The sequence below is a fragment of the Halomonas sp. C22 genome, assembly GCF_007655045.1.
In the GTDB taxonomy this organism is placed as follows: domain Bacteria; phylum Pseudomonadota; class Gammaproteobacteria; order Pseudomonadales; family Halomonadaceae; genus Vreelandella; species Vreelandella hamiltonii.
On sequence record NZ_VBVC01000006.1, the window covers coordinates 107,897 to 121,006 of the forward strand.

At 63.5% G+C, this 13,110-nt stretch carries 12 protein-coding genes; 8 read left to right on the top strand and 4 right to left on the bottom strand.

All coding sequences use genetic code 11. The annotated features are described in order from the left end of the window. Positions 1-18: 18 nt before the first annotated feature. Genes asd through rsgA form a run of 3 tightly spaced genes read right to left on the bottom strand, consistent with a single transcriptional unit; the run spans position 19 to position 2,832 of the window. Positions 19-861, bottom strand: a complete 843-nt coding sequence (gene asd, locus FEU76_RS12710; RefSeq protein ID WP_039177575.1) for an archaetidylserine decarboxylase — start codon at positions 859-861, stop codon at positions 19-21. Positions 862-913: 52 nt separating this feature from the next. Beyond that, positions 914-1,753, bottom strand: coding sequence for a sulfurtransferase (locus FEU76_RS12715; protein ID WP_081136963.1), 840 nt, complete (start codon positions 1,751-1,753; stop codon positions 914-916). A gap of 53 nt (positions 1,754-1,806) precedes the next feature. Beyond that, positions 1,807-2,832 (bottom strand): small ribosomal subunit biogenesis GTPase RsgA, encoded by a 1,026-nt coding sequence (gene rsgA / locus FEU76_RS12720; RefSeq protein ID WP_026001635.1) that lies wholly within the window; start codon positions 2,830-2,832, stop codon positions 1,807-1,809. A gap of 146 nt (positions 2,833-2,978) precedes the next feature. On the opposite strand from rsgA, the gene orn reads away from it, so the two are divergent. Beyond that, positions 2,979-3,563, top strand: a complete 585-nt coding sequence (orn, locus tag FEU76_RS12725; RefSeq protein WP_016913439.1) for an oligoribonuclease — start codon at positions 2,979-2,981, stop codon at positions 3,561-3,563. Positions 3,564-3,576: 13 nt separating this feature from the next. On the opposite strand, the gene queG is transcribed toward orn, so the two are convergent. Continuing rightward, positions 3,577-4,686, bottom strand: a complete 1,110-nt coding sequence (queG, locus tag FEU76_RS12730) for a tRNA epoxyqueuosine(34) reductase QueG (protein ID WP_144983492.1) — start codon at positions 4,684-4,686, stop codon at positions 3,577-3,579. 126 nt (positions 4,687-4,812) lie between these two features. Between queG and FEU76_RS12735 the strand changes: the two genes are divergently transcribed. The 7 genes from FEU76_RS12735 to hflX all read left to right on the top strand — a co-directional run bounded on the left by FEU76_RS12735 (position 4,813) and on the right by hflX (position 13,021). Beyond that, the gene (locus tag FEU76_RS12735; RefSeq protein WP_144983495.1) at positions 4,813-6,306 is read left to right on the top strand and encodes an NAD(P)H-hydrate dehydratase; all 1,494 of its coding nucleotides are present in this window, start codon (positions 4,813-4,815) and stop codon (positions 6,304-6,306) included. An 11-nt stretch (positions 6,307-6,317) separates the two neighbouring features. Continuing rightward, positions 6,318-6,815, top strand: a complete 498-nt coding sequence (gene tsaE, locus FEU76_RS12740; RefSeq protein WP_144983498.1) for a tRNA (adenosine(37)-N6)-threonylcarbamoyltransferase complex ATPase subunit type 1 TsaE — start codon at positions 6,318-6,320, stop codon at positions 6,813-6,815. Further along, entirely contained in the window at positions 6,806-8,287 is a 1,482-nt protein-coding gene (locus FEU76_RS12745; RefSeq protein WP_144983501.1) for an N-acetylmuramoyl-L-alanine amidase, read from the top strand. Before tsaE ends, FEU76_RS12745 begins: the two co-directional genes overlap by 10 nt. A 78-nt stretch (positions 8,288-8,365) precedes the next feature. After that, positions 8,366-10,276, top strand: coding sequence for a DNA mismatch repair endonuclease MutL (gene mutL / locus FEU76_RS12750; protein ID WP_144983623.1), 1,911 nt, complete (start codon positions 8,366-8,368; stop codon positions 10,274-10,276). Positions 10,277-10,323: 47 nt separating this feature from the next. Continuing rightward, complete coding sequence (miaA, locus tag FEU76_RS12755; protein ID WP_144983505.1) at positions 10,324-11,262, top strand: tRNA (adenosine(37)-N6)-dimethylallyltransferase MiaA; 939 nt, start codon at positions 10,324-10,326, stop codon at positions 11,260-11,262. A 163-nt stretch (positions 11,263-11,425) separates the two neighbouring features. Continuing rightward, entirely contained in the window at positions 11,426-11,674 is a 249-nt protein-coding gene (gene hfq, locus FEU76_RS12760) for an RNA chaperone Hfq (RefSeq protein ID WP_016913446.1), read from the top strand. A 36-nt stretch (positions 11,675-11,710) separates the two neighbouring features. Next, positions 11,711-13,021, top strand: a complete 1,311-nt coding sequence (gene hflX / locus FEU76_RS12765; RefSeq protein ID WP_039177548.1) for a ribosome rescue GTPase HflX — start codon at positions 11,711-11,713, stop codon at positions 13,019-13,021. Positions 13,022-13,110 lie beyond the last annotated feature (89 nt).

Genomic DNA, 13,110 nt, shown 5'->3' on the forward strand with positions numbered 1-13,110 from the left:
GGCCGTGCCGGGCGCTGGCTATGACGCCTGCGGTGTTGCCAGGGATTGGCCCATGGCCACCTTGGCGCCCAGCTCATGCTCGGCAAAGGTGATCGGCTTGGCGAAGCAGGTGACCACCGTGGAGCCCAGCTTGAAGCGGCCCATCTCGGCGCCTTTTTCGATCACGATGGGCTGGCCGAAGACCATCCGCTGGGGCGTGCCCGCCAGCGGGGTCACCTGGCCTGCCCAGACGGTCTCGATGGCGGCCACGATCATGGCACCCACCAGCACCATGGCCATGGGACCGTGCTCGGTATCGAAGATACAGACCAGACGCTCATTGCGCGCAAACAGGCCAGGCACGTAGTTGGCGGTGGCCTGATTGACGGAGAACAGCCGCCCCGGCACGTAGATCATTTCGCGCAGCGCACCGGTCACCGGCATGTGCACGCGATGGTAATCCCGAGGAGAGAGGTACACGGTGGCAAAGCTGCCTGCCATGAACTCCTGGGCCAGCGCATCGTCCCCCCCCAGCAATGTATGCACCGAATAGCGATGCCCCTTGGCTTGCACGATGTCGCCTGCGCACAGGCGGCCAAACTGCGAAAGGGTGCCGTCGGCCGGGCTGAGAATGCCGTCGCCCAGGGGGCGGGCATCGGGCTTCAGCGCCCGGGTGAAGAAGTCGTTGAACGTGGCGTAGGCGGTAGGATCCGGTTCCAGTGCCTGGCTCATGTCCACGTCGAAGCGTTTGATGAACGCCTTGATGACGGCGTTCTTGACCCGTGGTTGATCGCACGCGGCGACCTTGCCCGTCAGCCGGGAAAGCGCGTGATGGGGCAGTGGATACTGCAGTAGCGAAAAGGCTTTTTGAGAAACGGTCACAGTGGTGTCTTTGTCTCGGTGTCGGTTGAGTGTCGTTGGCGCATGGCAGGCATCAGCGTTCGATGGGGGTATCGTCGCGATTGCCCCATTCGCCCCAGGAGCCCGCGTAGCCACGAATGTTGAAGCCCAGGGCCTTGCCCACCAGCCAGGTAAAGCTGCTGCGGTGGTGGCTTTGGCAGTGGGTGGCGATCTCCATGTCCGGTGTCAGGCCCAGCGCGCCCAGTTCGGTGATCAGTTCGGCGTAGTCGCGAATGCGCAGCGCGCGTTGACGATCCATGGCGTCTACCCAATCCATGTTCACCGCGCCGGGGATGTGGCCCAGGTGCTTGTTGTTGCCACGCTCACCGTCGTACTCGGCCTTCGAACGGGCATCCCAGATGGCGAACTGCTTGTCGTTCAGCTTGTCGAGAATCTCGTCGCGGCTGATGGCGGCCTGAGGATTGAGAATGTCGGCCTGATAGTCACTGGGCGTGGGGGCCGTGGGCTCTGTGCTCTCTTCGAGGCCCGCGTCGCGCCACGCATGAATGCCGCCATTCAGGTAGGAGTAGCGGGTATGGCCAATCAGCTCCAGCGTCCACAGCAGGCGAGCGGCCCAGCCGCCACCCTCGTCATCGTAGGCCACCACGTGGGTATCACGGGTCAGGCCCATGGCGCTGAACAGCTGCGAGAGAAACGCCACGGAAGGCACGTCGTTGGGGACCGGGCCCTCGCCGCGCATCAGATAGCGGTAGTCGAGGTAAATGGCGCCGGGCACGTGCCCCTGGCGGTAGCTGTCGCCATTCAGTGGCACATCGACGATCAAGAGCTGAGGGTCGCCCAGATGCTCGACGAGCTGTTCTGGTTCGACGATCAGTGGCAGCACGTTGGTTTCGGAGGAGTGGCTGTTGGTCATGGTCGGCTCCCTGTCCCTGCAATGAAAGTAATCTGAGCCATCGGCGTCAGCCGTCAGGCCTGGGTGTTCAGGCTATCCAGTATGCGTCGGTAGCTGGTAAAGCGCTCTGGGTGAATCTTGCCCGCCTCGACGGCATTGAGTAAAGCACAGCCGGGCTCATTGCGATGGCGGCAATCCCTGAAGCGGCATTGGCCCAGGTAGGGGTGAAACTCGATGAAGCCGTTGGTCACTTCCTGTTCATCGAGGTGCACCAGCCCGAATTCGCGGATGCCGGGGGAGTCGATCAGCTCGCCGTCGTGCACTTCGTCGCTGCGCATGGCGTAGAGCCTGGCGGTGGTGGTGGTGTGAGTGCCCTTGCGCGAATCTTCCGAGAGGGCGCCGATGCGCAGGGTCTCGTCCGGCAGCAGCAGATCGATCAGTGAGGATTTGCCTACCCCGCTCTGGCCGACGAACACCGAGGTACGGCCCTCCAGCTGCTGACGCAGGGCGTTCAGGCCGTCAGGGTTGGCCGTGGTGGTACGCACCACCCGATAGCCCAGTTGGCGGTAACGCTCCAGCAGCTGGCCAAGTTCGCCACCGCCTTCCGGCAGCAGGTCGGTCTTGTTGAGCACCAGTACGGGCGTGATGCCGGTGGCCTCGGCGGCGACCAGGTAGCGGTCGATCAGGTTGGGGTGCGGCGCGGGCTCCACCGCAAAGACGATCAGCAGCTGGTCGATGTTGGCGGCCACCGGCTTGAGCTGCCCTCTGGCATCCGGGCGTTTGAGGATGGTGTCGCGCTCCTCTCGGGCCACCACGACGCCAGAGCCATCCTGACCCGCTCGCCAGATCACCCGGTCGCCGGTCACCAGCCCTTCCAGGTTGGCGCGCAGATGGCAGCGTACCGGGGTGCCGTCGGCATCGCGGACTTCCAGGGTGCGGCCGAAGTGGGCCATCACACGGCCTGGCTGTTCGGGACCATACTCCCCGGCGGAGAGTTTTTCGGCATCCCGCGCGTCGCGTTTTTCCGCCCGCTGAGCGCGCTCGGCCTGGATTTTTTCGACGCGCCACTGCTGCTGACGGCTTAATTTACGTTTGCTCATGACCACCCGAAGATCGTTACAATGGCAGGCATTGTAACCACCTGAGCCACCCACTGTCCCCTACGGGGTGCGGTGCAAGGCAATATAAGCGACACTTTTATGCACATCGCTCGTGTTGGAGCGACTTTGGCCAAGGAATGAGACGAATGAGTGAGCAAGCCGTCACCCCGCGCAGCGACCTGCTGGTATGGATCGATCTGGAGATGACCGGCCTGGAGCCGGACAAGGAGCGCATCATCGAAGTGGCCACGCTGATCACCGATGCGCATCTCAACGTGGTGGCCGAAGGGCCGGTGATTGCCGTCAAGCAGCCGGACAGCCTGCTGGCGGCCATGGATGAGTGGAATCAGAAAACCCACGGTGAGTCGGGGCTCGTGGCGCGGGTCAAGGCCAGCCAGGTGAGTACCGAAGAGGCCGAGCAGCAGACGCTGGCGTTTTTGAGCCGCTACGTGGTGCCTGGCTCATCGCCCATGTGCGGCAACAGCATCCATCAGGATCGCCGCTTTCTGGAGCGCGAGATGCCCGCCCTGTGGAGCTTCTTCCACTACCGCAACCTGGATGTGTCCAGCGTCAAGGAACTGGCCAAGCGCTGGAACCCGAGCGCACTGGAAGGGTTCAAGAAGCGCAACGTGCATTTGGCGATGGACGACATCAAGGAGTCGATAGCCGAGCTTGCCCACTATCGCAGCACCTTCCTGCGCGTGGCGCCCGGCAGCGACGAGCAGCGTTGATCCGCGCTGACGTTCAGCCTTGCGTCGCGATGCGCGCTCCACGCTTCTGGTGCTGCTCTGCCAGCGCCCAGACCACGTGCTCGCGGACCAGTGCGCTGGGGTAGGCGCGGCGTGCCCACAGGGCGGCTTCGACGTCACGGCTCCAGGGCGCATTGCCCAGGCCCACCGCCAGGTTGCGTAGCCAGCGCTCGTAGCCGATGCGGCGTATCGGGCTCCCGGCAGTCTTGTCGAGAAACTCCGCCTCGCTCCAGCCGAACAGAGTGACGAGCGAGGCGCGGTCGAGATCGTGGCGCGGGGCAAAATCCTGCTCCTGGGTCGGGCGTGTGAAGCGGGTAAACGGGCAGACCAGCTGGCAGTCATCGCACCCATAGACACGGTTGCCCATGGCCCGGCGGTACTCCACGGGGATCGCGCCGTGCAGTTCGATGGTCAGGTAGGAGACGCATTTGCGCGAATCGATCACCTTGTCATCGACGATGGCGCCGGTGGGGCAGGCCGTGCGGCAGGCGCTGCAGCTGCCGCAGTGCTCTCGCTCGAAGGGCGGGTCCACGGGCAGGGGCAGGTCGGTATACAGCTCGCCGAGAAAGAACAGCGAGCCAGCCTGGGGGTTGAGCAGCATGGCGTTCTTGCCGAACCAGCCAAGCCCTGCCTTCTGGGCCAGGGCACGCTCCATGACCGGGGCCGAGTCGACGAAGGCGCGAAAGCCAAAAGTGCCCACCTCTTGCTCGATCTGCCGCGCCAGCTGGGCCAGCCGTTTGCGCATCAGTTTGTGGTAGTCGCGCCCCAGGGCATAGCGCGATACATAGGCACGCTGGGGCTGCCCCAGTACTTTGGTGGTGGCAACGTCGGCGGGCAGGTAGTCCATGCGCACGCTGATCACCCGCTGTGTGCCGGGTTCCAGCTCGGCCGGGCGGGTGCGCTTGGTGCCGTGCTTGGCCATGAAGCCCATGTCGCCGTGGTAGCCCTGTTCCAGCCAGCGCTCGAGATGGCGCTCGTGGACGGCAAGATCGGTATCGGTGATGCCGACCTGCTGAAAGCCCAGCTCGCGCCCCCAGCGCTTGATCCGCTCGGCGAGTTGCTGGAGTTGCTCGGCAGAGAGTGAAAAATCAGAGGAAGGTGGCATGGTTGATCAACGTTGGCGCGACAGGCGCGCTATGCTACCCCATTACGCTTTCATACGACATGCACGGTGCTGCCGTGTCACCACGACGGCAGCGCCCCGGCACATGGCAACCGCTAAGGAGAGACCGTGTCCACACTGAGTACCTCATCGCTACGCCCTTTGTACAAGGCGGCCCAGGTGCGTGAGCTGGATCGACGTACCATTGCCAGTGGCATCGACAGCTTCGCGCTGATGCAGCGCGCGGCTTCCAGTGCCTGGCACAGTTTTCGCTCGCGCTGGCCTCAGGCCCGCAGCGTCACGGTGCTGTGTGGAAGCGGCAACAACGGGGGCGATGGCCACGTGCTGGCGGCCCTGGCCATGCAGGCAGGGCTCAAGGTTCAGCGGCTTTCGACCAAACCCCTGGAAGCGCTCACGGGGGACGTTGCCAAGGCGGCAGGGCTGGCATCGGCCGCCGGGGTGGGATTCGACGAGTGGCAGCCCGCCACGACGCTGGTGGGGGAAGTGATCGTCGATGCCCTGCTGGGTACCGGGCTTGCCGGTGAGCCCCAAGGCAACATCCGCCAGGCCATCGAGGCCATCAATGGTGCGCACCAGCCGGTGCTGGCGCTGGACATTCCCTCGGGTCTATCGGCGGATAGCGGGGCCGTGCTGGGCAGTGCGGTGGTGGCGGATGGCACCGTTACTTTCATTGGCGACAAGATCGGGCTGCATACCGGCGACGCGCCAGCCTATACCGGCGAGATCGATTTTCGCCCGCTGGGCGTGAAGGCCCAGGCCTTTTTCGATATTCCGCCCACGGCCTGGCGGCTGGATGAAGCGCTGCTGGCCGACGCCTTTGCACCGCGTTCGCGGATCAGTCACAAGGGCAACCTGGGGCATGTGCTGGTCATGGGCGGCGCGCCCGGCTTTGGTGGGGCCGCCTTGCTGGCCGCGCAGGCGGCGGCGCGGCTAGGCGCGGGCAAGGTCACCCTGGCGACGGCCGAGGAGCACATTACCGCGAGTTTGGTACGCTGCCCGGAAGTCATGGCCCGAGCCGTGCGCGGCGGAGCGGAAGCCGCCGGACTGCCCGACACCGCCGATGTGGTGGTGATTGGCCCAGGCCTGGGGCAGGGCGCCTGGGGGCAGGCGCTGTTGCAAAGTGCACTGCAGGGGGCGACGCCGCTGGTGGTGGATGCCGATGCCCTGAACCTGCTGGCCAGCCGCTGGCCTGACGTGCACCGCGATGACTGGATACTGACCCCGCATCCGGGGGAAGCCGCGCGACTGCTGGGGTGCACGGTGGCCGAGGTACAGGCGGATCGCCCTGAGGCGGCGCGGGCCTTGCAGCGTGCCCGGGGCGGCGTGGTGATCTTGAAAGGGGCAGGCAGCCTGATCGTCGGCCCCAGTGGGCTGGTGGTATGCCCATACGGGAATCCCGGCATGGCCAGTGGCGGCATGGGTGACGTGCTGAGCGGCATGCTGGGAGCCTTGGCAGGCCAGCATGACCGCCTGGAGTGGAGCGCCTGGCTGGGCGTGATGGTACACGGCCTGGCGGGCGATGCCGCCGCGAAAGCCAGCGGAGAGCGTGGCCTGTTGGCAAGTGATCTGGCATCCTATGCACGAGCGTTTATCAACCCGTGAAGGCAGCCCACATGCAGGTGCAATCAAGTGACGAAATGGCCCACGTTGCCTTTGGCGAAGCGCTGGGCAAGGCGCTGGAAGGTCGCGGGCGAGTGTATCTCGAAGGCGACCTGGGGACAGGCAAGACGACGCTGACGCGAGGCATCTTGCGTGCCTATGGTTATCAAGGGGCGGTCAAAAGTCCCACGTATACCCTGGTGGAGCCCTACGAGCTAGGCGAGCAGCGGATTTATCACCTGGATCTTTACCGCCTTGCCGACCCGGAAGAGCTGGAGTTCATCGGCGGCCGAGAGGTGCTGTCCGACCAGGCCTTGTGCCTGGTGGAGTGGCCCAGCCAGGGCGCTGGTTGGCTGCCCGCGCCCGATCTGTGGATACGCTTGCAGGTGGCGTCACCCGGCCGCCTGCTGTCATTAAGTGCCGAGACGCCGCATGGAGTTGCGGCGTTGGCTCAGCTCGAAACGCTGGCGGCTGAACAGCAACAGGAGTGTGGTGTGGTTCAATGGACATGAGACAGTCATTGGCTGCCTGGGCCGGCAGGCTGGCCGCCGGGTGCGCGCTGCTCTTGATGAGTAGTGCATCGTTGCAGGCGGCGACCATCGAGAGCATGCGCCTGTGGGCGGCCCCCGATCATGCGCGGCTGGTGTTCGATTTGACCGCCGCCGCGCAGGCCAATGTGTTTACCCTGGACAATCCGGCGCGGCTGGTCATCGACCTCGACGACAGCCAGCTTGATACCGATGTCTCGACGCTGCCCCTGGAGGGCAGCGCGATTTCCGCCGTGCGCACGGGCTCCCGAGATGGTGGCGGCCTGCGCGTGGTGCTGGAGCTCAATCGCGATATTTCCCCGCGTCATTTTACCCTGCCGCCCAACGACCAGTACGGTCATCGGCTGGTGGTGGATCTGGAGTACCCCGGTGAAAGTGCCGTCGAAAACCCCATCGACCCCATCGAGGCGATGATCCGCGACCAGGAGATCATGGCGCAGCGTAGTGCCCAGGCCCAGCAGGCAGATGTGCCCAGTGCGGTGGCCGAGGTGCCAGAAGCACCCACCCAGCCGGTCGAGGTTCAGCCTGCGCAGCCCCACCCGCGCCGCGACATCATCATCGCCATCGATGCCGGGCACGGAGGGGAAGACCCCGGCGCCATCGGCCCTGCCGGTACTCGGGAGAAGGACGTGGTGCTGGAGATAGCCCGTCGCCTGGCCGCCGATGTCAATCGAACCGAAGGCTTCAAGGCCGTGCTGATTCGTGACGGTGACTACTATCTTGGCCTGCGCCAGCGTACCCAGCTGGCCCGAGAGCAGAAAGCCGATTTCTTCGTCTCCATCCATGCGGATGCCTTCACCAGCCCCCGGCCGCAAGGCAGCTCGGTGTATGCGCTCTCCCAGCGGGGTGCCACCTCGGAAACCGCTCAGTGGCTGGCCGACAGCGAAAACCGCGCCGACCTGATAGGCGGTGTCGACGGCAGTCTGTCGCTGCGAGACAAGGACCAGGTGCTGCGTGGCGTACTGCTCGACCTGACCATGACGGCCACGCTCAACGACTCGCTCTCCATCGGTGGGCAGGTGCTGGAGCAGTTGGGTCGGGTGAATCGACTCCACAAGAGTCGCGTGGAACAGGCTGGTTTCATGGTGCTCAAGTCGCCGGACATTCCGTCGCTGCTGATCGAGGTGGGCTTCATTTCCAATCCCGACGAAGAGCGACGGCTACGCGACCCGGTGCATCAGCAAGGCCTGTCGACGGCGATTTTCAGCGGCCTGCGCGAGCATTTTCAGAGCAACCCGCCACCGGCCAGCCTGCTGGCCTGGCAGCGCGACAATCAGCGCCGCCCCACGGGCAACGAATACCGTATCCAGTCTGGCGATACCTTGTCGGCCATCGCGATTCGCCACGGCGTGCCGGTGAACCAGCTCAAGCAGGCCAATGACCTGAACGGCGACGTGATTCGTGTGGGTCAGGTGCTGCGCATTCCCAGCTCTTGAAACGGATGACGAGCAGGCCGAGGCAACAGCGCTATGGAAACGAAGCAACGGAAACAGGTGAGGTGAAGGTTGGCTGAATTGACTTCTGCCGCTGGGCGGATACAGGTACTGGACCCCCGTCTGGCGAACCAGATTGCGGCCGGAGAAGTAGTCGAGCGGCCTTCGTCGGTGGCCAAGGAGTTGATCGAAAACGCCATCGATGCGGGCAGCCAGCGCATCGAGGTGGATATCGAGCAGGGCGGCGCCCGTTTGATCAAGATCCGCGACGACGGCATCGGTATCGGCGAGCAGGACCTGCCGCTGGCCCTGGCGCGTCATGCCACCAGCAAGATCACCAGCCTGGAAGATCTCGAAGGCGTCAGTTCTCTGGGGTTTCGCGGGGAGGCGCTGGCCTCCATCAGCTCGGTCTCCCGGTTGGAGCTGGTATCCAATGCTGAAGACGATCCCCGCCAAGGGTGGCGGGTAGTGGCGGAAGGGCGTGGCATGGAGGCCAAAGTGACGCCTGCGCCGCACCCGCGTGGCACCAGCGTGGCGGTGCGTGATTTGTTCTTCAATACGCCAGCCAGACGCAAGTTCCTGCGCACCGAGAAGACCGAATTCGCCCATGTGGAAGAAGCGTTCCGCCGCCAGGCCTTGTCGCGTTACGATATTGGCTGGGTGCTGCGCCATAATCAGAAAGTGGTGCATCAACTGCCGCCCGGGGATACCGCCGCCGCGCGAGAGCGGCGCATCGCTTCGCTGCTGGGCAAGAACTTCATCGAGCATGCCCGCTACATCGAGCGGGAAGCCGGTGGGCTAAGGCTCAGTGGCTGGGTGGGCCTGCCGACGCACTCGCGCTCCCAGGCGGACCAGCAGTACTTCTTCGTCAATGGGCGCGTCGTGCGCGACCGGCTGGTGGCCCACGCGGTGCGTCAGGCCTACCGAGACGTGCTCTACAACGGTCGGCATCCGGTCTTCGTGCTCTACCTGGAGCTGGACCCGGACGTGGTGGACGTCAACGTTCACCCCACCAAGCATGAAGTGCGCTTTCGCGATGGGCGCATGGTGCACGATTTTCTCTACTCCAGCCTGCATCACTGCCTGGCGGTGTCTCGGCCCAGTGAAGGTGCCGAGCCCGAGGCTGACCAAGCCCCGCAAGCCGAGTCGATTACGTCTGATGCCGAGCCGCCTGCGGCCCCGGCGCCACGCTGGCAGCAGCAGGGCATGGCGTTGGCGGAGAGTGAGGGTCGCCACCCAGGAGCCGAGCGGGTGCGGCGGTTCATGCAGGGCTATCAGGCGCTTCACCCCGACCATGAAGAGACGCTGCTGACGCCTCAGCCCAGCCCGCCAACGGCCACGATGCCTGAAGCCCATCAGGTGCGCGAGGCGCCGCCCGTCATGCCCCAGGAGGATGCCACGGCCGCGCCGCCGCTCGGGTTCGCGCTGGGTCAGCTGCATGGTGTTTATATTCTGGCTCAGAACGCCCAGGGGCTGGTGCTGGTGGATATGCATGCGGCCCATGAGCGCATCGTCTATGAGCGCATGAAGCAGCAGTGGTCTGCCGCGCAGGGGATCGATGCTCAGCCGCTGCTGGTGCCGGTGTCGCTGGCCGCCAGCCGCAGCGAAGTGGCCACGGCCGAAAGCGAGCGCGAGGCCATTGCGCAGTTAGGTATCGAGCTGGACGTGGCAGGGCCGGAAACGCTGCTGGTTCGCCAGTTGCCAGCCCTGCTGGCCCAGGCAGACCCCGAGGCACTGGTGCGCGAAATGCTGGAGGAGCTGTCGCGCTTTGGCCGCACTCATCAGGTAGAGGCGCGCATTCACGAGCTGCTCTCCACCATGGCTTGCCATGGCAGCGTGCGCGCCAATCGCCGCCTGACCCTGGATGAAATGAATGCGCTGCTGCGCGACATGGAGCGCACCGAGCGTAGCGACCAGTGTAACCATGGTCGCCCCACCTGGACGCAAATGAACATGAAGGCGCTCGATCGTCTGTTCTTGCGTGGCCAGTAGCCTTGAGACACCCCCTATGAACCTATTCCGTGAAGCAGGCCAGACCGATGGTTGACCAGCGCCCTTTGGCGATTTTCTTGATGGGGCCTACCGCGGCAGGCAAGACCGATGCGGCCATTGCGCTGCACGAAACCCTGGGGCACGAACTGATCAGCGTCGATTCTGCCATGGTGTACCGTGGCATGGATGTCGGCAGCGCCAAACCGAGTGCTGCGGAGCTGGCCCGCGCGCCCCATCGGCTGATCGACCTGCGGGACCCGGCAGACCCCTATTCCGCCGCTGATTTTCGTGAAGATGCGCTGCGCGAGATGCGGCAAATCAGCGCGGCAGGCAAAGTCCCCCTGTTGGTGGGCGGTACCATGCTCTACTTCAAACGCCTGGTGGAAGGGGTGGCCAATCTGCCCGCCGCAGACCCACTCATTCGTGAGCGGCTGGCGGCCATGCAGGCAAAGCAAGGGCTGGCAGCGCTGCATCGCGAACTGGCCAGCGTGGATCCGGTCTCGGCGGCGCGCATTCATCCCAACGACCCGCAGCGGCTGATGCGTGCTCTGGAAGTGTTCCATGCCAGTGGCAGGCCGATGAGTGAACTGTGGGCTGAGCAGGAAGTGGAAACCTTTCCCTGGCGGGTGCTGTCAATAGCCTTGTCACCGCTCGATCGCTCGGTATTGCACCGGCGTATTGCCCAGCGATTTGACGCCATGCTGGATGAGGGCTTGATTGATGAGGTCGCCGCCCTCAAAAAGCGTAAAGATATTCATGCGGGCTTGCCCTCGATGAAAAGTGTTGGCTACCGTCAAGTATGGGAATATCTGGATGGTGAGTATGACCGGGACGAGCTGGTGTCCCGGGGAGTGATCGCTACACGTCAACTGGCCAAGCGGCAGCTGACGTGGCTGCGTAGCTGGTCAGCGCTGCGCTGGATAGATACGCAGCAGCCGGATACGCTGGATAAGCTGCTGAAATTCGTGCGTGAAAGCGGTGCTTAGCGTAAGATAGTGATTTCGTAACAAGTGTTTTAGAGTGAGTGTTTTAGAGTGGCCTTTGGCGCTCGAATCGACACTAGGCCTTTCGGGCAACAAGATTGCGGCGCAGCACCAGTAGGGCGCGCCATTTGATAACCAACCCCAACGACAGTTTAGGGAGAGCAACATGTCCAAAGGGCAGTCCCTTCAAGACCCGTACCTGAATATTTTGCGCAAGGAGCGCATTCCGGTCTCTATTTTCCTGGTAAACGGCATTAAGCTGCAGGGCCAGATTGAATCGTTTGACCAGTTTGTCATCTTGTTGCGCAATACCGTCAGTCAGATGGTTTATAAACACGCCATTTCCACCGTCGTGCCCTCGCGCAATGTGCGCCTGCCAGCACAGGATCCCTCAGCGGCTGACGCTGACATCTGAGACGGCTGGATGGCAAGAGAGTCCACGAGGTATTGATTGTTTTTTGAACGCCCTGAAGCCGGTGAAACGGCAGTCCTTGTTCACGTAGATTTCTATGATGAGCAGGCACGAGAAGACCCGGGTGAGTTCTTGGAGCTTGTGCGCTCTGCCGGTGCAGAGCCCGCGACGTTGCTCACAGCTAGCCGCCAGCGTCCCGATTCCCGAACGTTCATCGGGAGCGGGAAGCTGGAGGAGCTGCGGGCGATGCTCGCAGCCCATGAAGCGGAACTGGTGATCTTCAACCACAGTTTAAGCCCTTCCCAGCAGCGTAATCTTGAGAAGGAACTAAAGTGTCGTGTCTTGGATCGCACCGGTCTGATTCTCGATATTTTTGCGCAGCGGGCACGAACTCATGAGGGCAAGCTGCAAGTCGAGCTTGCCCAGCTCGAATACATGTCTACCCGTCTGATTCGTGGATGGACCCACCTTGAGCGGCAAAAAGGCGGCATTGGCCTGCGCGGTCCCGGCGAAACACAGCTGGAGACCGATCGGCGATTGCTGCGTGCCCGCATCAAGTCCATCCACAAGCGTCTGGACAAGGTGCGCAGCCAGCGCGAGCAGAATCGCCGCGCTCGGGCCAGAGCCGAGATCCACAGCGTGTCGCTGGTGGGGTACACCAACGCTGGCAAGTCGACGCTATTCAACGCGCTGACCAGCGCTGAAGTCTATGCCGCCGATCAGCTGTTCGCGACGCTGGATCCGACGCTCAGACGGTTGGAAATAGAAGATGTCGGCCCCGTCGTGCTGGCCGATACCGTAGGTTTCATCCGTCACCTGCCGCACAAGCTGGTGGAGGCGTTCCAGGCGACCCTGCAAGAGGCTTCCGAAGCCACGTTGCTGGTCCACGTCATCGACGCCGCCGACCCGGACCGCGAATTGAACGTGGCGCAGGTGGACGAGGTGCTCAAGGAAATTGGTGCCGACAGCGTGCCGGTGCTCAAGGTCATGAACAAGATCGACAAGCTGGATAGCGCACCGCGCATCGAGTACGACGGTCATGGCGTGCCGAGCGTGGTATGGCTATCTGCTCAGCAGGGGCAGGGTCTGGAACTGTTGCACGAAGCGCTGTCAGAGCGTCTGGCCAATGACGTGATCGGTTTCTCGCTGACCCTGGCGCCAGAGCAGGGCAGGCTGCGCGCTGGCCTGCATGAGCTGAATGCCGTACGCGAAGAGAGTTTCGACGAGCAGGGGCGCTCCGTGCTGGACGTGCGCCTGCCGCGGCGTGATTTCAACCAGCTGATGGCGCAGCTGGGCGAGCGCGCCAATACCTATTTACCAGAAGCATTACGCGAATCTGACGAATGGTAGCCCTTCAAGTGCCGACTCCCCAGCTGCCCCATGGTGCAGTGTTGTGGGAGTATGGTACAAGATTGATATAGCAATAATATCAAAAGCAC